General features: G+C 63.5%; 17 protein-coding genes. 9 read left to right on the top strand and 8 right to left on the bottom strand.

The annotated features are described in order from the left end of the window. Nucleotides 1-11: 11 nt before the first annotated feature. The gene (locus ACSC1S_RS19535) at nucleotides 12-956 is read left to right on the top strand and encodes a hypothetical protein (RefSeq protein WP_435365765.1); all 945 of its coding nucleotides are present in this window, start codon (nucleotides 12-14) and stop codon (nucleotides 954-956) included. Between the two features lie 83 nt (nucleotides 957-1,039). Then, nucleotides 1,040-2,419, top strand: a complete 1,380-nt coding sequence (locus ACSC1S_RS19530) for a hypothetical protein (RefSeq protein WP_435365764.1) — start codon at nucleotides 1,040-1,042, stop codon at nucleotides 2,417-2,419. Between the two features lie 24 nt (nucleotides 2,420-2,443). On the opposite strand, the gene ACSC1S_RS19525 is transcribed toward ACSC1S_RS19530, so the two are convergent. From ACSC1S_RS19525 to ACSC1S_RS19510, 4 genes are read right to left on the bottom strand one after another with little or no spacing between them, the layout of a single operon-like run. Further along, nucleotides 2,444-5,386 (bottom strand): FtsX-like permease family protein, encoded by a 2,943-nt coding sequence (locus ACSC1S_RS19525; RefSeq protein ID WP_435365763.1) that lies wholly within the window; start codon nucleotides 5,384-5,386, stop codon nucleotides 2,444-2,446. A 15-nt stretch (nucleotides 5,387-5,401) separates the two neighbouring features. Next, nucleotides 5,402-6,397 carry an AAA family ATPase gene (locus ACSC1S_RS19520; protein WP_435365762.1) on the bottom strand — a complete coding sequence of 332 codons (996 nt, stop codon included), beginning with the start codon at nucleotides 6,395-6,397 and terminating at the stop codon, nucleotides 5,402-5,404. Beyond that, entirely contained in the window at nucleotides 6,390-7,466 is a 1,077-nt protein-coding gene (locus ACSC1S_RS19515; protein ID WP_435365761.1) for a DUF4350 domain-containing protein, read from the bottom strand. The genes ACSC1S_RS19520 and ACSC1S_RS19515 overlap by 8 nt, the downstream gene beginning before the upstream one ends. Then, complete coding sequence (locus tag ACSC1S_RS19510) at nucleotides 7,467-7,742, bottom strand: DUF8044 family membrane protein (protein WP_435320810.1); 276 nt, start codon at nucleotides 7,740-7,742, stop codon at nucleotides 7,467-7,469. Between the two features lie 324 nt (nucleotides 7,743-8,066). Between ACSC1S_RS19510 and ACSC1S_RS19505 the strand changes: the two genes are divergently transcribed. The 5 genes from ACSC1S_RS19505 (at nucleotide 8,067) to ACSC1S_RS19485 (ending at nucleotide 15,339) form a co-directional block, all read left to right on the top strand. After that, nucleotides 8,067-8,573 (top strand): metal-dependent hydrolase, encoded by a 507-nt coding sequence (locus ACSC1S_RS19505; RefSeq protein ID WP_435365760.1) that lies wholly within the window; start codon nucleotides 8,067-8,069, stop codon nucleotides 8,571-8,573. 237 nt (nucleotides 8,574-8,810) lie between these two features. After that, on the top strand, nucleotides 8,811-9,713 hold the full coding sequence (locus ACSC1S_RS19500) for a rhodanese-like domain-containing protein (RefSeq protein WP_435365759.1): 903 nt from the start codon (nucleotides 8,811-8,813) through the stop codon (nucleotides 9,711-9,713). Between the two features lie 223 nt (nucleotides 9,714-9,936). Beyond that, complete coding sequence (locus ACSC1S_RS19495) at nucleotides 9,937-12,726, top strand: DUF4350 domain-containing protein (RefSeq protein WP_435365758.1); 2,790 nt, start codon at nucleotides 9,937-9,939, stop codon at nucleotides 12,724-12,726. Nucleotides 12,727-12,838: 112 nt separating this feature from the next. Next, on the top strand, nucleotides 12,839-14,578 hold the full coding sequence (locus ACSC1S_RS19490) for a glycoside hydrolase family 13 protein (protein WP_435365757.1): 1,740 nt from the start codon (nucleotides 12,839-12,841) through the stop codon (nucleotides 14,576-14,578). Nucleotides 14,579-14,619: 41 nt separating this feature from the next. Further along, nucleotides 14,620-15,339 (top strand): class I SAM-dependent methyltransferase, encoded by a 720-nt coding sequence (locus ACSC1S_RS19485; protein WP_435365756.1) that lies wholly within the window; start codon nucleotides 14,620-14,622, stop codon nucleotides 15,337-15,339. 162 nt (nucleotides 15,340-15,501) lie between these two features. On the opposite strand, the gene ACSC1S_RS19480 is transcribed toward ACSC1S_RS19485, so the two are convergent. Then, nucleotides 15,502-15,816, bottom strand: coding sequence for a hypothetical protein (locus tag ACSC1S_RS19480; protein WP_435365755.1), 315 nt, complete (start codon nucleotides 15,814-15,816; stop codon nucleotides 15,502-15,504). Nucleotides 15,817-15,889: 73 nt separating this feature from the next. Beyond that, nucleotides 15,890-16,252, bottom strand: coding sequence for a lamin tail domain-containing protein (locus tag ACSC1S_RS19475; RefSeq protein WP_435365754.1), 363 nt, complete (start codon nucleotides 16,250-16,252; stop codon nucleotides 15,890-15,892). Nucleotides 16,253-16,394: 142 nt separating this feature from the next. Here ACSC1S_RS19475 and ACSC1S_RS19470 point away from each other — a divergent pair, with 142 nt between their 5' ends. Next, nucleotides 16,395-16,823 (top strand): DUF7539 family protein, encoded by a 429-nt coding sequence (locus ACSC1S_RS19470; RefSeq protein WP_435365753.1) that lies wholly within the window; start codon nucleotides 16,395-16,397, stop codon nucleotides 16,821-16,823. Nucleotides 16,824-16,937: 114 nt separating this feature from the next. After that, entirely contained in the window at nucleotides 16,938-17,393 is a 456-nt protein-coding gene (locus ACSC1S_RS19465; RefSeq protein ID WP_435365752.1) for an Hsp20/alpha crystallin family protein, read from the top strand. A gap of 27 nt (nucleotides 17,394-17,420) precedes the next feature. Here ACSC1S_RS19465 and ACSC1S_RS19460 read toward each other — a convergent pair whose 3' ends face one another. Both ACSC1S_RS19460 and ACSC1S_RS19455 read right to left on the bottom strand, forming a co-directional pair. Next, nucleotides 17,421-17,585, bottom strand: a complete 165-nt coding sequence (locus ACSC1S_RS19460; protein WP_435365751.1) for a hypothetical protein — start codon at nucleotides 17,583-17,585, stop codon at nucleotides 17,421-17,423. A 72-nt stretch (nucleotides 17,586-17,657) separates the two neighbouring features. Then, a complete protein-coding gene (locus tag ACSC1S_RS19455) occupies nucleotides 17,658-18,737 on the bottom strand; it encodes an AI-2E family transporter (protein ID WP_435365750.1) in 1,080 nt (359 codons plus the stop codon). Nucleotides 18,738-19,308 lie beyond the last annotated feature (571 nt).

The following is a 19,308-nucleotide window of genomic DNA, read 5'->3' as shown; positions in this document are numbered from 1 at the left end:
GTATCACTACGATGGATCGTCGTACCTTCATTCGGGCGCTTGGCCCTGTCTCGCTTGCAGGCTGTCTTCGGCTGGAGAGTGACACTGCGGACGTGGCGGCTGGTACCGATACGGAATCGTCGACGCAGCTGTCGAAACAGACGACTGAGCAGACGACGGCAGAGACAACGACGGAGCAGCCGACAGACCGACCGACTGAATCGACGACGCAAGAGGAGACAGAATCAAGCGGGGACCAGCCGACACTGTACGAGGTCCAGGTCGACTGGGAGCACCTCGAATCGACGCTCGAAACGGCGTCGAGTTCGACCCGGTTCGCTGGTGCGAGTGCCCCGGGCGTCGCAAATCAAGTCTATCTCTCACACGTCGCTATCAGACTCCGATATCCAAGCAACGGTGCGGTATACTCCAAGGCAGTCCAGCGGGAGAACGACGAGGACGTGATCCAGATGGTGGTCCCTGCCACCTCGAAGGCGAACCTCGCCGTCGTGGCCGTGAACAGCGGAGGCGACTCGGGTACCCTGGAGGGGGTCGCGAGTTTCGAGGGGTTCAGCATCGAGGAGAGTGCGACGACACAGATGAGCACGAAGGCGTTCGAGTGGCTTCCCGCGGAGTGGCACGTCCAGTCTGCGTTCGCCGACGCGTATCAGGATGGCACCTTCACTGTCGACAAGGACGAGCAGCACTTCGACATGGGATACGTTGCCACCTATCCGTTCCCGGGAACGGACCTCGGGTACCGGGACCTGCTCATCCAGCTGCAGGGGCACGGTGGCCCCGGGAAGAACCTGGACGACTACCACGAGTATTTCATCCGGACCGACAACCCGTCTCCCGGGACAGCCTCCGAGACGGACGTCCGGTTCAAGCCGGTGTTGGCGAGTGAGAAGTTCAATCTGCCGTCTGGTGAGTATCTGATTCCTCCGGAGGGGACGTTCACTGTCCGCTGGCGGTGAGGCGAGTCTGCGGTCGAGTACCACAAGAAATTCGTGCGAACGTTGCCGCGGGAACTTTACGTCCAGCATGGGTCTGTTGTACCGTGACAGATACGTTCGGTCCCCGGCAGGAAGCGATACTCTCCGCGTGGAAGCAGACAGTTCCGGAGCATCCCACTGGACCGGGATACGACCTCTCGGAATCGAACCGGACCCGCGTGTGTACCGAGCGTCTGGACGAGTTCATCGAGGACCCATCGAAAGAGACCTTCGAGGAACTGTGGGACCTCGATGCCCTCTACGAGTCGCTCTCTCCGAACAAGAGCCTCGCCCTCGACTCCTTCTGGGGGTCGGTCGAGGAGCTCGCCGAACTGTTCGCCGAGGTGCGCGACGCCGAGACGTACGACCCGGCATGGGAGCGGAAGTTCCAGTGGTCCCAGTCGCTCTGGGAACTGTACGGGCGGACCCACGCCGAAACCAGTCCCATCCCGACGAGCCAGGCCGCGAGTGGGCTCAAGCAGTTCGGGTTCGCGGGCGGGAACACGTACAACAAACGGGTCGACTCGCTCGAACGGTTCGCGGAGACCTACCGTGAACGCGTCGGCCACGTGACGGCCGGGACCGACCACGAAGTCCCTGTCTGGGTCGAGATAGACGAACTCCTCGCGCTGGTGACGACGGTCGACCCGGAGACCATCCGGGCGGAGGTGGACGGTCCGCGCGGGCCACTCTACCGGTCGCTCGACGGGTACGGCTCGTCCGGAAGCACGGAGACGAACCGCCCGATACGGCTCGACTACGAGAAACTGGCCCCCGCCATCGACGGCCACCTCGCCGCGCGAGAGTCCGGAGCGTACCAGGACGAGACGACCGAGCACTGGGGCGGGACCCACATCGAGTCCTGGAAGTGGGAGTATGCGAAGTACTTCGAGGAGACGATTCGAGAGAAGTACGATATCACCGACCTCGACCCCGAGGAACTCGACTCGTTCTTCGAGGACCTCGACGTGGGGATGGAGCCGGTCTCCTCTGTCCTGAACCACATGATGGGTCGGTGGGGCGCGTCCGACTGGAACGCCGTCCGAAAGCACTGCCTCGAGAACCCCGAGGAGGGCGCAGCAGTCATCTCGGACCTGTTGACCGAAGACGCACACGTCACCGACCGACTCGGGGCACTCCAGAACTTCTGTGCCCCGCTCGACGTCTCCCCGGGGAACCTCATGCGGTTTGCGAGCACGCTGTTGATGTTCGCCTACCCCGAGGACTACATCACCTTCCAGTACAGCCGCTTCGACTCCTTCTTCGCGGCAAACTCCTCGGTCGACGGCCTCGACACCGGCTTCCGACCGACCCAGTACTGGCAGGTCGTCCTCGCCTGTCGCGAACTCCGGGACGTGCTCAGGGAAGAACGACCCGACGCCGACATGATCGACGTGCACACGCTGGTGTACGTCTGGAACGACTGGGCGGACGAGTCGGACTGAGAGTCCCAGACAAGTTTCAGCCGCTCATTCGTCCCCAGCTTCCACGAGCACGACCGGCTCTTTCTGCAGCGCCGGCCAGACGGCCAGCACCGTCCCGGTGACGACCAGCACGAGACTGGTCACGACCGACAGACCCAGCGTCGAAACACCGAGTTCCACGGGCGCGCTGACGCCATAGACCCGGAGCAATCCGAGTTGCTCCAGCGCGAGCACAGACCCCGTCCCGAGTGCTAGCCCAAGCACGGTCGCAACGCTCCCGACCCGGAGTCCATCACGGACAACCACGCCGAGGACCTGCCGACGGCTCGCACCGACCGCCCGGTACAGCCCGAGTTCGCGGTACCGGGCCTGGACGCTCCGGGCGAACGCGGCCGTCGTCCCGCCGACGGTCATCACGCCGGCGAACACGACGAGGGCAGCGACGATTATCTGGACGTTCCCGAAGACGGTCGCGACGGCTCGACCGATACCGGTCGTCCCGGCCTCGGTGGCGCTGTGGGAGGCGATTGCAGACGCGAGCCGAGCGTGGCCCTCGACCTGGAGCGTCGCGGTCGCCAGTTCCTCGCCGTCGCTCACGGCGGTGAACTCGTACGAATCGGGTGCCAGCCTGCCGACCGAAACCGGCACCGTCCGGGATTCACCGGGGGCGAGCGAGATGGACACCGACCGCGTTCCGCCGGGATAGTTGAGCAGGACCGTCCGAGAGAGCGTCTGGTTCCAGGGGTTCGAGACGGTGAGGCGACCCTCCACCTGCGAGAGCGGCGAGGCGGCCGCAGGGACGTCCCACGAGGCGACGAGGGAGCGCTGTGCGCCAGTCGTGGCCTCGAGCTGTTGCGTCGTCGCGTAGTCGCCGCGAGCGACTTGCACGTCGTGAGTCCCTGCCGATGGGACCGAAAGCGTCACGACGCCGTTCTCGTCCGACTCGTACGTCTCGTCACCGAGGGTAACCGTGGCCCCTGCAACGGGTGCGCCGTCAGCCACGCCGACCACCTGGACGCGGATGCTCGAATCGGGTGGCGCGACCGGGGGAAGTCCGCGGATGGTGACGGCATCTGCGGGCAGCACCTGCACCGTCCTCGTGCGGTCGTCGACGCCGACGGTCACCGGCCCGGTCTCGGTCGCTTCGAATTTGGTAGATACCTTCCGCGAGGCGAACGACCGGATCGAGACCGTCCGGTCGACCGATTGGCCGTCGATGGTGAACGTCACCGTCCGCTCCGTCGTCGTCGCAGTCGGGTTCAGCACCGTCGCGGTCACCGTGACCGTCGACCCGACAGTCGTCCGGTTCGGCGCACCGAGATCGACGACCTGGACCTCGTCGCCACCCGGGGAGGCGTCCGGTCGCTCGGAGAGCCGGATGAAGTTCACCGAATCACCGCGCTTCGTCGAGAGATGACGAGCCGTCGAGAGCGAGACGAGCAGGTGGTCGTCGAAGTACCCCGGTGCCTCGTAGGTCCCCACCACCGACACCGAGGTGAACGCGGGTCGCGTGCTCCCCCCGAGCGTTACCTCGTCACCGGGCTCGACACCGAGTGACCCGGCAAGGTCCGCTCCGATGACGGCCTCGCGCTGTGTGGTCGGCGGGCGGCCGGCGACGAGGGTCGCGCCGCTCACCGTCGCGAACTTCTCGTAGTCCGCCCCACGGACCAGCACGGCGGTCCCGTCGACGGTCGAGAAGCCCAGTATCTCCGGGCTCGCGGTAATCTGGTCCTGCGATTCGAGAACACCGGCGTAGTGCCCGGGGACGTCGCTCGCGATGGGGTGTGTCGCGCCCGGTTCGGTGACCGTCGCCCCGTCACCACCCGCAAGTGGGCCGAGCGCCCCCGCGAACGAGGTCACGAGCAACAGCACGGCGACGAACACGGTCAGGGCCCCGGCGGCAGGCACCACCCCGCGCCAGTCGAACAGTTCCGGTTCGAGCATTGCCGGTGCGAGCCTCGTCAGGCGACCGTCGGAGTAGTCCTCGCCCGTCTCGGCGTAGGGTGCGCCCCGGACTGCCGGAAGCGTCGCGAGTATCCCAGCGATGCCACCACTGGCGAGGACGATGCCGTACCCCTGCAAGAGCATCACCGCGGACCGTGCCGAGACGCGCATGGAGAGCGAGGTCGGTAGCCCGAGGAACACGCCCACGTTCGCGGCCAGATTCACACCGATAACGCCGACCGAATACCCGAGTGCGATTCCGACCGCCGTCAGCAACAGTGCCCGCCCGCCGAACAGTGTGAGGACCTGTCGCGGGAGCGCGCCGAGTGCCCGGACCAGCCGTATCTCCTCTCGCCGGTCCCTGACGGTCATCCTGACGACGCTGTAGACGATGACGCCCACGAGGATGGCGACACCCACTGCCCCGGCGAAGAGCAACCCGACGAGCGAGCGCGTTCCGGCGACGAAGAACGCGAGTGCACCGAGCACCGGTGACCCGTCGGCCGGGACGGTCGGCGTGTCCGTCTCGATTCGGTACCCAGCCCCGCCACCGACCTGGCTGGCGAGCGTCTCGTTCGCCACGTACCACTCCCCGGGAATCGCTTGCTGGCCGGCGGACCGCGTCTGGAGCGAGACGGTCGTCTCGGTCCCGTCGCTCGTCACGACAGTCACGTTGCCAGCTGACTGCCCTGCGCCGTCAGTAGCGACGGTGACACCGGCCCCTGGTGGCGGCGGCACGACGATACTCGACGCTTGCAGGCGCTGAGCCGTCTCGTTCGAGAGCCCGACGAGCGTCGCGTTCGTCCCGTCGATTCGAATCGTCCCTGCGGGGATGGCGACACCCTCGTCCGTGGCGGCGCTACCAGAGACGTGTTCGACGCTCGCTGGCGTTTCGAACTCGGCGGCGATGGCGGTCGTCTGGGTCGAGACGGCCGTCACGGCGAGCACCGTACTCGTGAAGAAGGCGACGGTGACCGCGATGGTGAGAACTGCCAGCCGGTCGCGTCGGGTCCACCGCGTCAGAACGAGCCGTCTGTATTCCATCAGGAGGTAGGGCTCTTACTCGTCCGCCGTCGGCGCATCTCGCGTCTCATCACCGAACTGGAAGCCACTGACCTCCGGCGGCGCGATGCGTTCGAGCACGTCCTCGACGACGTCCTCCGCATCTATGCTCCCCAGGTCTGCCTCGGTACTGAGTACGATCCGGTGCCGGAGCACGGGTCTCGCCAGCGCCTTCACGTCGTCGGGAATCACGTAGTCCCGACCCCGGATTGCAGCCCGCGCTTTCGTCGTGTTCAGGAACGTGATGCCCGCACGAGGTGAGGACCCGACGTCGACGTTGTCGTCCTCACGGACTGCCCGGACCACGTCGAGGATGTACTCCTTCACCGACGACGCGACGTGGATGTCCTCGACGACATCTCGCAGTTCGAGCACCTCCTCCGTGGTCAACACCTGTTCGACATCGCGCGCACCGAGCTGTGCGTCGTCGTCGAATCGGTCGAGCAAGATTCGTTCGTTCTCGCGGGTCGGCGTGTCGACGACGAGCTTCAGCTGGAAGCGGTCACGTTGCGCCTCGGGCAGGTCGAACGTGCCCTCCATCTCGATGGGGTTCTGCGTCGCGATGACCATGAACGGCTGGGGGAGTGGCAGGGTGTCTCCCTCGATGGTTACCTGGTTCTCCTGCATCGCTTCGAGCAGGGCGGACTGCGTTTTCGGCGTCGCCCGGTTGATCTCGTCGGCCAGCGCGAGGTTGGAGAAGATGGGGCCACGCTGGAGCTGGAACTCGCCAGTTCCCTCACGGAAAACGTGGGTCCCCGTGATGTCTGCGGGTAGCACGTCGGGCGTCATCTGGATACGGGTGTAGTCGAGTCCGACCGCTCTCGCGAAGGCGTTCGCCGCGGTCGTCTTCGCGACGCCCGGGACGCCCTCGACGAGGACGTGTCCCCGAGTGAACAGAGAAATCGTCAGGTGCTCGATGAGCTCGTCGTTGCCGACCAGAACAGTGGATATCTCGTCGCGGAGGGCGGCGTAGGCGTCGGCCGGGTTATTCATCGTTCACCGTATTTTCGGATGGCCTGTTAATACTTTTCGCGACACGGCGGACACGTTCGTGTTCCCACTCCGGATGTCGACGTTCCAGCAGGTCGGTGATGGACGCCTCGTCGAGTGTGACCGCTGTGAGCGATGGCGACTCCCGTCCCCACGGGACCGGAACCGAGACCGGCAGCCCACGAACGGCGATGGTTCCACCGACCAGGAGCAGGAGGCCGGTCACGAGCAACGCCAGCGCCGAGTCGGCGAGCAGATGCGTGAGCCTGACCAGTGGCGGGAGTTGCCCTGCGTGGGAGTAGTCGAAGAGGACCGTCTCGGACTCACCCACGATAGAGGAGAGGAACGCCCGGTTGTCGCCCCGGTCGAGCATCGTGTTGATGAACACGCTCGGGTCGGAGACGACGACGACCTGTCCCTCACCGACGGACTCGGCGACGACGACGGGATAGCTGGCGAGCGTCTCGTTGTCGTCGAGGGCTTCGTTCCCGTTCGCGTCCAGATACCCGTACGGGGAGCTCCGAACGAGAACGGTGCTTCCGGTCCCCGGGTCGACGACCGTCGCGTAGTTCAGCGCGAGTTCGTCCACGTCGGCCACGCGCGAGTCGTCACTGACGTTCGTCGCCAGTGGCATCGCGGGGGATTCCGTGTAGTGCTGTTCGTCACGGAGGGTCGTCCCGTCGAGCCGAGAGCCGGCGCCGATCCCCGAGAGCAGTGGATTCACGGCCCCGCCGAAGTCACCAGCCACGACCAGTGTACCGCCGTCCCGGACGAAGTTCCTGAGGTCGGCTTCGGCTGCCGGGCCGTAGTCGCTGGTCGGCGAGAGGACGAACGCCGTGGTCTCGTTCGCATCCAGCATCTCGTACTTGCCAGTCTCCTGTGCGACGACGACCGTCCTGTCCGTCTCTCCCACGATAGTCCGTGCGTCCTGCGACCCGTCCCACGCAGGGTTGTACGCACCGAAGGCGTCGGCGGACGTGACGCCCGCCCAGAGTCCTGCCCCGACGAGCAATACCAGAAGGCCGACGACGAGGAGTTGCGGGTACCGGACCGTCCGGCCAGCGACCCGCACTCAGAACACCCCCGGTGGCAGGATGGCCAGGATCCGCCGAATCACGATGTAGGCGAAGACGACCAACCCGAGTCCGATGAGCCAGCGCAGGCGCTTGCGCCAGGCTGGCGTCACGTTGATCGCAGCCGTCAGTTCGGTCACGACCAGCACCCCGATGAGCGAACAGACGAAGAACAGCTCGTACTCGAGCGCGCCCAGCAGCGACAGCGCGAGTGCGCTGGCGAGGGTCCATGCGAGCGTCGCATGGACGTACCGCTGGCGACGACGAGTTGTCATTGGTCGCCGATTGTGCGGGGGCGCTCAAGAAGATGTTGGCTCGACCCCGTGCCTGCTGTCAATCTTCGATGTCGTTCCCACAGCCTCTGCAGACGTTCGGTTGCCAGCCGACCGTCTGGATGATCGGCTTCTCTTCCTCACAGTGCTCGCAATACTGAGTTTTCATACCTGACATGTTTTCCCCCACCACAACCCCAATGTGGTTGACGTGATAATAGCGAGACATCCGTAGTATATAGGTTTTGGCCATGCATCTCAATGCCTGCCGCAATCTTCTCCGGGAAAACAACGAACGTATCCCGCTGCTCTGCAAAGCAGCATTCGATGTGGCCCTGGGGACACGCTGCGTTCGGCTATCTCGCTTATCGTCTGCTACCGACGAAGCGGAAGGCGCACGAGTCGGTGCTAGTGTTACTCGTGTTGCTGGTCGGGACACAGTTGCCTGACCTCGTCGACAAACCGCTCGCCTGGTGGGCAACGATATTGCCGACGGGCCGGAGTTTCGCTCACTCGCTTCTGACGCTGAGCGTCTTCATCGTCCTCGCGTACGCGGTCGCTCGGCGGTACGACCGTACCGACCTCGCGTTCGCCGCGTCGTTCGGCTACGCCTCCCATCTCGTGGGAGATTCACTCAACTCGCTGCTGCGGCTCCAGTTTGCTGACCTCACGTTCCTGCTGTGGCCGGTCCTGCCTTCGCCGGACTACCCCACGGACAAGAGTTTCACCGCCCACTTCCAGAACCTCTCGTTCTCGGGGTTCACCATCGTCGGGTTCGCGCTCTCTGTGCTCGCACTCGCGGTCTTCGTCCGGACCGAGTTGAACCGCCGATAGATCAGGAGGCCTCGGGTGGTGTCGTTCTAGTATTAATACCAGTAGTGAACCGTTGTTGAACTGTCTATAGTTTAGAACAGTCCGGGCGGCCTGTCTGTCAGCGAACGGGAATAGTCGTTGGTGAGCAATCCCCATACGTTATCTCCAAACCCCCCGACCCCGGGGACGGTCTGGTGTGCCCCACGGTATCGGGATTCGACCGAAGAGCCTATTTAATTCTACTCAAAAATTTTGGTAATGAAACGACGTGCGTTCCTCGCGCTCTCCACCGGAATCGTCACAGGGCTCGCTGGATGTGCTACCGACAACGGGTCGGGAGCAGGTGCGGGTACTGCCTCGACTGCGCCGACCGCGACGCCGACGCGAACCGCAGATAGCGACGGGGCACAGGAGATCGGCGGGGATGACGACACCGCGACATCGGGAACGGAACGCCCCAGTCCGCGCGAGGTCACGTGGAACCCGAACGACCCGAAGCCGGCCGATGGCTACCCGCCAGACCCGGATTCGGTCCCTGCCGAGCGCGACATCGACACGGGTGCGTACGAGACCATCGAGGTCGATGGCGAGCAGGTTCGACTGGCTCCCGTCGAGGACGTCCACTACTGGTGGGGCCGACGCGAGGCCCGGTTCGCCGATGCCCGTGGGATGGCCCAATACCGGAACGAGCACGTTTACGGTGCGGTGAGTTCACCGGCTGGGAGCCCGCTGGATATCTCCCCGGTCGCGGACTGGAGCCAGTCCGACCGCATCATCTGCTACTGCGGCTGTCCGCATCACCTCTCGTCGGTTCGGGCCGCAGAACTCCAGCAGGCCGGTTACTCGAACGTCCTCGTCATCGACGAGGGCTACTACGAGTGGAAAGGACTCGACTACCCGGTCGTCGGTGAGAACGTCTCGGAGCGGCGTACGTACCGCATCCGGGGACGTGTAAGGCCGGAACACCAGGGCGAGATGGTCTGGGTCCGCGAGGTCGGTAGCGACCGGATGGAGGCCGCACCGATACAGGCCGACGGGTCCTTCTCGGTCCACGTGAAGTTCGCGGACGTGACCGGCCAGACGAGGGGCACTGTCGAACTCCCGACAGGGGATATCACGGGCACCCTTGCCAGTCTCTCGACGCGCGTCGTGCGCGGGTAGGGGGGAATCGACGTCAGGGGAGGCCTTCATTGCAGCCAGTTCGTCTCGGGTTTCAATAACCATCCCCGATAGCCAACAGTATTGGTTGGTGTATCGAGCAGAATCGGGCGAATCGGGCCCACTAGTTTAGTTACCAAAGCAGATTGTCTTTTTCTCGGTGGCTTCAGTATACTATTTAGAACAAATACAATGTTTTATTAAGTCTTGCTTCGCCCGACATGGTATGCGACGACGTGACTTCCTCACATCGCTCACGGTCGCGGCGGCGGGCACAGCAATCGGGAACTCCGCATCTACGGTGGCGCGAGCCGCCTCGGGTAGCATCGACTCGCTGGAGTTCGACTCCACGGCGAGCCTCCTCGACGCTTCGGGCAACACCCTGACCGACGACTCGCTCATCGCGGTGAAGGCGGAGACCACTGCCAATAACGACGACGCCGACGGGAACGGCGACGCGGTCGCATACCCCTACAACACCGACATCCCACTCGTGGCGGTCGACGACTCCAGCGCGGGCACGGTCGTCGGCTTCGGCGCGACGCTCGTCTCCGACGACGCGAACTTCAGGAGCGACAACGAGGAGTTCGTCCTCAACGTCTTCGACGCCTACCTCGGTGGCTCCGGGACCATCCTCTACGACGAGGGACACGACGCGTACCACACGCTCACCGGTTTCTCGAACATGGCGAACTACGCCGAGACCCAGCAGAACTACACGGTGACGGGCACCTCGACGCTCTCGTCGGACCTCTCGACCGCGGACGCGGTCTGGCTCACCGGCCCGGCGACCGCGTACACCAGCTCGGAAAAACAGGACCTCGCGGACTTCGTGGCGGGTGGCGGGCACGTGTTCATCTTCGACCGCGCCGACTACTCGAACTTCGACGAGACCGCGAACCTCAACGACATCGCGGACGGCCTCGGACTCGCGTTCCGCTTCAACGACGACCAGGTCACGGACAACGACAACAACGGAGGCGTGTATTACAAGCCGACGACCTCCCGGTTCGACACCACCTTCGATTTCTTCGCGGACCGGCCGGGGATGGAGATCGACCCGGACACGACACACCTCGTCGACGTCGTCGATGTAACCGACGGGGACACCGCGAACGTCCGATTCGACTCCGGGCGCGAGGAGAACGTCCGCATCCTCGGGATGGACACGCCCGAGAAGGAACAGTACCAGCGGTTCGAGCGCACCCAGGAGTGGGAGGGCATCGAGTCGCTGACCTACCTCGCGGACTGGGGCGCGAACGCGACCACCTGGGGACAGAACGAGTTGAGTGGAAAGACCATCGAACTCTCGTTCGACCCCGCGGAACCGGGCATCTTCGACACCTACGACCGTCTGCTCGGATACATCCACTACGACGCCACCGGCGATGGCGTCCGCGACGACTTCTACAACCTGCGCACGGTCCAGAACGGCTACGCCCGCGTCTACGCCTCCGCGTTCAGCAAGTACGAGCAGTTCTACGACGCCGAGGTCACGGCACAGCAGAACGGGACGAACCTCTGGGCCCAGAGCGACCCGTCGGCCACAGACCCCATCCGGAATCGGCCCGTGGACGACCAGTTCTTCCCGGACGCGGCGTCGATCAAGACGAGTTCGGGAGCCATCAGCCAGTCCCGCGTGCCCGTGCTCGCGGAGTCGACGGCGACCCAGACCGGGACCCCGAGCGTCTCGTACACCGACATCCCGCTCGTCGGCGTCGACGAGGCGGCGAACGTCGCGATGGTCGGCTCGCCGTTCATCGACGAGTCCTACGAACAGGCCGAGGATTACGCGGTCGACACGTCAACCTACGAGAACTTCACCTTCCTGACCAACCTGCTCGACTGGCTCTCGGAGAGTGCAGGGAAGGTGGTCATCGATGGCGGTCACGGCCAGTTCAGCGCCGATTACGCCCTCTCCAGCGAGGACGTGGCGTACTACCAGCGCTACCTCGAAGGCGTCGGCATCGACTTCGACCAGGTGAACAACCTCACGAGCGACAACCTCTCGGGTGCGCGCTCTCTCATCGTCACCTCGCCGCCACAGTCGCTCACGACGGCCGAGACCGACGCCATCTCACAGTTCGTCGCGAACGGTGGCTCTGTCGTCCTCATCGGTGCCTCGACGGCGACGAGCGATGCCCGGTCGAACCTCAACACGCTCGCGGCCGACCTCGGCAGTGACCTGCGCCTGAGCGACGACCAGGTCGAGGACGATTCGAACAACGTGAATTCCGACGCGACCGTCCCTGTCAGCACGCGATTCGATACCTCGTTCCCGCTGTTCTCAGCGTTCGACGGCAGCAACACGGGCGGGTCGGGCACACTCGAACTCGTGAAGGTCCACGCCGACGCGGCGGGTACCGAGTCCGAGAACCTCAATGACGAGTACATCGTCTTCGAGAACACCGGGTCCGGCTCGATGGAACTCACGAACTACGTGGTCGAGGACGCCGCCGGCAAGAGCTACACCGTCCCCGAGTTCAGCCTAGACGCCGGGGCGCGGGTCACGCTCCACACTGGGAGTGGGACCGACTCGGCAACCGACCTCTACTGGAACCGTGGCTCCTCGGTCTGGAACAACTCCGGCGACACCGTCATCGTCACCGACGACTCCGGTGCTGAGATCATCAACCGCACCTACAGCGGCGATGGCTTCGACGAGACCGGCGACGACGGGAGTACCAGTGACGGTATCGTCGTCAAGAACGTCCACGAGGACGCCGCTGGCACCGACTCGGAGAACCTCAACGACGAGTACGTCGTCTTCGAGAACGCCGGCAGCTCGGCGGTCGACATGACCGACTACGTCTGCGAGGACGAGGCGGCCCACGACTACACCTTCCCGTCGTTCACCCTCGACGCGGGCGCGACCGTCACGCTCCACACCGGGAGCGGGACCGACACCAGCACCGACCTCTACTGGGGCCGTGGCTCCTCGGTCTGGAACAACTCCGGCGACACGGTCTACCTGTTCGACGCGAGCGGGAACACGGTGTTGACGCACTCGTACTGAGTGACTGGTCTCCCGGTAGCGCAGGCTGTTCTTCCTTCTTTCCCCGCGGTCGTTCGGCCCGCGATGAGCGGTTCCAAATATATTTACAACTTCTGTAAGTAATATCTCTACAATGGCTGGTCTCGAACACGACAGCGACTGGTGGAAAGAAGCAGTCGTCTACCAGGTCTACCCCCGCAGTTTCAACGATACAGACGGCGACGGCGTCGGTGACCTCCAGGGCGTCATCGAGAAGCTGGACTACCTCGACGAGCTGGGCGTCGACGTCGTCTGGCTCAACCCCGTCTACGAGTCCCCGAACGCGGACAACGGCTACGACATCGCCGATTATCGCTCTATCATGGACGAGTTCGGGACGATGGCCGACTGGGAAGCCCTCCTCGACGGACTCCACGAGCGCGGTATCGCGCTCATCATGGACCTCGTGGTCAACCACACCTCCGACGAGCACGAGTGGTTCCTCCAGTCGCGCGACCCCGAGAGTGAGTACCGCGACTGGTACTGGTGGCGCGAGGGCGTCGACGCGGACGAGGTGGACTGGGACGCCGAGGAAGGGCCCGAGGGCGAAGCCCCACCGAACGACTGGGGCTCGTTCTTCGGCGGCCCCGCGTGGGCCTACGACGAGGAGACGGAAGAGTGGTATCTCCACCTCTTCGACCGCAAGCAGCCCGACCTGAACTGGGAGAACGCCGACGTCCGGGAGGAGGTGTTCGACATGATGCAGTGGTGGCTCGAGAAGGGCATCGACGGGTTCCGGATGGACGTCATCAACCTCATCTCGAAGGTCGAGGAGGACGCTCCCGACGATGCGATTCCGGAGCACTACTTCAACGGCCCGCGCATCCACGAGTACATCCAGGAGATGAACGAGGCGGTGCTCGAGGGCGAGAACCTCCTGACCGTCGGCGAGATGATCGGTGACGAGATGGCGATGGAGACCGCGCGCCAGTACGTCGGCGAGGACGGCGACGGGCTCAGCATGATCTTCCACTTCGAGCACATGCTGCTCGACCGTGGGCACAACATCTGGGAGCGCAAGGAACTCGACCTCACCGAGTTCAAGGCCGTCTTCGACCGCTGGCAGCACGGCCTTGCCGACGACGGCTGGAACAGCCTCTACCTGAACAACCACGACCAGCCCCGGATGGTCTCCCGGTTCGGGAACGACGACGAGTACCGCCGCGAGTCCGCGAAGCTCCTCGGAACCCTGCTCCACACGCTCCAGGGGACGCCCTACATCTACCAGGGTGAGGAACTGGGCATGACGAACTACCCGTTCGAGTCCCTCGACGACTACCAGGACGTGGACACGGTCAATCCGGTCCAGAACGCGATCGACGACGGTCGCATCGACTCGTTCGAGGCCGTGGCCGACGATGTGCGCCAGAACTCCCGTGACAATGCGCGGACCCCGATGCAGTGGTCCGCCGACGAGCACGCCGGGTTCACCGATGGTGAGCCGTGGATGCAGGTCAACCCGAACCACGACCACATCAATGCCGAAGCCGAGCGCGAAGACCCCGACTCGGTCTTCCACTACTACCGTGCCCTCATAGACCTCCGGAAGGAACACGACGTGGTCGTCTACGGCGAGTACGACCAGCTCACGCCCGACCACGAGGAACTCTGGGCGTACACCCGAACCCACGGGGACGAGCAGCTGTTCGTCGCGCTCAACTTCTCGGATTCCTCCACGACGATGGACGTCTCCGAGTTGGTCGACCTCGGCGACGGCGAGGCGACGCTCCTGCTCGGGAACTACGGCCAACGAGAGGAGTCGGCAGCTGCCGACTCACTCGCTTCGGTCGACCTGCGGCCCTGGGAAGCTCGAGTGTATCGCCTCGAGCCCTGAATCACAACGATTAATCCGAAGTGTGACACATACTCGTGTTCATGCCGCCTGAGCAGCGCCCCACCGTCGATGCTGCCTACGACAAGTTGGCACAGACGTACGAGTCGCAAGAACAGGACCCGTACTGCGCTGATTTCGAGTTCCCTGCGACGACCGAGCTCGTTCCGGACGTAACGGGGAAACGAGTCCTCGATGCGGGCTGTGGACACGGTCGCTACACAGAGTGGTTGCTCGAGCGAGGGGCAGCGGTCGTCGCGGTCGACAAGAACGAGGAGATGCTCGAACAGGCGAGACGACGAATCGGTGATCGAGCGGTGATTCGCCAGGGCGATATCACAGCACCACTCGAGTTCGCCGGCGACGACGAGTTCGATGGCGTCATCTGCGGCCTGTCGCTCCACTACGTCGAAGACTGGCGACAGCCCTTCAGGGAGTTCGCCCGCATCCTCAAGCCCGGCGGATTCCTCGTGTTCTCGGCGCAGAATCCAGTCGACGAGTACATCGCGTTCGAGGCCGAGAACTACTTCGAGGTCGAACAGGAGGTGATGACGTGGTCGGCCGACGGTGAGGAGGTGGATGTCCCGTTCTATCGCCGCCCGATTTCGGAGGCCATCAACCCCCTCATCGAGACCGGGTTCCAACTGGAGGAACTGGTCGAGCCGACGCCGAAAGAGACGTTCAAAGAGAAGAAGCCAGAATCCTACGAGAAACGACTGAGATATCCGACGTTCCTGTGTGTCCGGGCATCGAAACCCGAATAGTGACCGAGCTCGGCTGTCCCGCAAACGAGACGGTTCTGCTCGGTCGCTTCGTTCTCTTCGTCACCGTGTGACGTATCTGGCCGAAGTTCAACTGTGTCTCCCCGATAGAATCGCAGACCTGGCTCTAGCGGCCGGTCCAACGAGGAGTACGGCAGAACCGGTTCAGACGTACTCGATGCGGTGCAGCTCGTACCGGTAGGTTCGCCCCTCGTTCTTGATCACCAGATACTGTCGCTGCCCGACGCGTTCGAGCCTGTTGAAGTGCTCGCCCGTGTTTCCTGGGTTCAACGAGTGCGGCTGGCCGTCGATGTCGAACTGCAGTCGAGCGAGGTCCCCCTTCACGCCGTCGACCTGCCTGGCTTCTACCGACACGACTGACCCACTGTCCTCGATGCTGATGTCACCGGTCAGCTTCCAGGTGTGGCCCCCATAGCGCAGTTCCCTCCCCTTGATGTCGTCCCAACGTGCCTGGAACATGATTTCACTCTAGGGGTGGTAGCCACATCGCGGTTTCGCCAGTGCTGTCAACGAGAATGAGTGGACGGCTCCACTACTTGTTGTACGACTCCCGAATCCTGAGCGTTCCGTTCGAATCACGCACGACGATGGTGTCTTCGAGGTTCGCCCAGACTGGCTTCTCCGACCCCCAGTGGTAGTCCCACTCGGTGTCGACGCCATCTCCGGTGTGCAGCGTGACGTGGTCACCAGGTTCGAGGACCGTCCCCTCCGGGAACTCGAACTGTTCCCCCGCGTCGTCCTCGACGGTCCAGCCCGAGATGTTGAGCTGGTCGTCTCCGGTGTTCTTGAACCGGACGTACTCTTCGTCGAGGTGCTTCTCGTCCCGACCCATGGGGTCGTTTCGAATCTCGTCTATCTGTAGGTCGCTGTGGTGGACCTTCTCGGGTTGGCTCATATCTCTCCCCCTCAACAGTAGTACGCGAGCAAGGCACATAGGTCAGTCACCTCGTTTCGCGCTCGACTGACGCCCCCCGTTCCTGGCGACTTCGTGTCGTGAGAGAGCTACGCTCATTCCGGTTCGGGCCCTCTGTGGTGACATGGAACCCGTACTTCCTGACCGGTCGTTGCTCCGACGGGCGAGGGAACAGCTCGATAGCTGGGTCTTCGATGGCCGGGACCGGGCGTTCGCTGACCTCTTCGACGGCCCCGACGCAGTCGTGACGGGGGCGGAACTTCACCAGCTCGACCGCATCGACTCCGCGCTGAGCAGGCAGACGGGCCTCGGTATCTGGGGCAGTGACGACTACGGTATCATCACGGGACACGACCTCGACGAGGTCCCCTTGCGAGTCGTCTGTACCCTCCACCCCGAGATTCCGGGCGAGGGCTACCGGGGGCAGCACAGCCTGGACGAGGCGACCCGCGAGCAGTTCAACGACGTCCTGTTCGAGTACTGTGAGCGCGTCGCGGCCTACAGCCAGACCGACCTCGAACGGTTCTTGCAGGACGTCCAGCAGCCAGCCTGAGACGGCCATCGACCCGTCTGAAATTCCGTTCTCCGCACGCATCGGCCCGCGCACTTGGGATATAAGGGAGTGGTTGGAATGGCGCGCGAGCCTACTCTGTCCGAGGAAACCACCATGGCAACGAAGCGTAACCCGTTCGAGGAACTCCAGCGGTTCTTCGACAGGATGGGCGACCAGTTCGCGGAGTTCAACGACACCTGGACCGGCTGGGGGCAACCGATGAGCGACTGGAGCGGAGTGACTGTCGAGGCGATGCCCCTCGACATCCAGGAGGTGAACGACGAGCTGGTCGTCGCCGCGGACCTGCCCGGTTTCGACCGGGATGAGATCGACGTGACCATCGACGGGAACATGCTCAGTATCAGTGCCGAGCACGCCACCGAGAGCGAAGACGAACAGGAAGGTGAGTTCATCCACCGCGAACGGACCCAGCGGTCGGTCAAGCGGTCGGTGACCCTGCCGGCGGCTGTCGAGGAGGACGTCGTCTCGGCGACGTACAAGAACGGCGTGTTGACCGTCGAGTTGAAGAAATCCAAGAAACCGAAGGGGAAAGACATCCCCATCGAGTGAGCTGGACCGTTCCAGCCCACTGTTCCGTCACTCGTCTTCCCCGAGTTCCTCTTCGAGTTCTTCGTCCTCGTGTTCCTTCTTCCGTTTCTCGGCTTCGTCTTCGTACGCCAGTTCCTCCTCGAGCTCGTGTTCGCGCTGTTGCTCTTCCTTGGAGTCGGCCTGGTCGTCCCGTCCTTTCTTGGTATCGGCCATGCCATCTAACACGCTGGTCACTCGGGTAACGGTTCCCTTGATTAGACGCATCACCACTCCACAGCCTCGGCCCTACACGCGCTCTCCCCGCTCTCGGACGAGCAGTTCGACCAGCGTCTTCGCCAGTCCCAGCACGACGGGCCCGATGAAGAGCCCGAGGAAGCCAAAGACCGCGATGCCCCCGAAGATGCCGATGACGAGGACGCCAGTATCAAGTTCGGCACCACGCTTCATCGCGAACGGCCGGACGACGTTGTCCGACCCGCTGATGACGATGGAGCCGTACACCAGCAGTCCCACTGCCTCCGGGATGCTCCCAGTGCTGAGAAGGTAGAGGACGGCCGGAATCCAGACAACGGAGGCACCGATGATGGGGAGCAGCGCCAGCACGAACGTCGTCATCCCCCAGAAGATGATGTTGTCGAACCCGACGGCGACGAACCCGAGGACGGTCAGCACCGCCTGTAGTGCCGCGACGATGACGTTCCCCACGACGGCTGCCCACAGGAGATCATCGGTCCGCTCGATCAGTTCGTCCATCGTGGCAGGGTCGAGGGGGATAGCGGACCGAATCCAGGCGACGAGTCGGTCCCCGTCTCGCAGGAAGGAGAAGAACGCGAAGAAGAATACCACCGTCCCCACCAGGAAGGCCGGGACGCCGCCGAGGAAACCGACCACACCCCCCAGAATTCCCTGGAGGCCAGCCTGAAGCGCACCGGCGACCGGCTCGGCCAGCACGGAGAGGTCCGGGGGGTTCGTCCCGAGCCATCCCCGAAAGACCGCCTCGATAGCCGCGATGTCGGGGACCTCGACTCCACGGAGCAAGAGGACGGCCTGGGTCGCTGCGACGGCGAGGAGTAGCAGTATCGGGGCGAGGACGACCACGACGGTCGCGGTCATCGTGACGGCCGCCGCGATTGTGCGCCCCAGTCGTGCCGCAAGCCGTACCTGTGCCGGCCTGGCGAGGTACGCCAGCAACCCGGCCAACAGGATGGGCTGAAGGAACGGCAACACCAGAAGCGCTGAGAGGATTCCGGCCACCAGCAGTAGAACTCGTAACGTGGACCGGGACGACGCGTTCTTGCTCTGGTCGGTCTCGTCGTTCTGTTCCACGTCGTCAGTCCCGTCGCTCTCATCCCCCGGGTCGACCATCAGTCGACCCTCCGTCCAGGCCGCGACCCGACCCGCATTTCGGGCGGGAGTCGACTGCGTTCCATGGAGTCGTTCTAGGTGTGCCCCGGTAATTACGGTTATCCAGTCCCCGTGGCGGGATGCACGTCCGCTGCGGGTGTACACTTCCGAGGCGTAACGCCATCCGAGCTGCTCGTACTGCGCATCCAAAATAAACTCTATATTGTTTATTTATTCCATCGTAGATTGGACGGGAGCGATCAACTGTCACGGCACGATTGCCGGAGTGAGGGAGACACGTGTTCGATAATCAGCGTAGATAACTCAAAACGGCTGTAAATGGATGATAGAGGGTTGTATCCCAATACAGATTCCGAACAGGCGAGAGATAGAGCAGTGGGTTCGATTCTATACCCAATATCCGTAACTACTTCCCGGCGAAAGCCTATCTAAATTCGGAAAATCACACTGAGACCAATAATTCTCCGGAATAAATAGCCATTTGCTACTGATTTGTAGGCGGGTTATCCCCTATCCCTCACAAAATATTAAACACAGTTACATAAACAAATCAATAATTTATCTGCTGGTT

Origin of the sequence: Haloarchaeobius pelagicus (genome assembly GCF_051207375.1) — an archaeon.
Taxonomy (GTDB): Archaea; Halobacteriota; Halobacteria; order Halobacteriales; family Natrialbaceae; genus Haloarchaeobius.
This window is presented reverse-complemented; position numbering and strand designations above follow the sequence as displayed.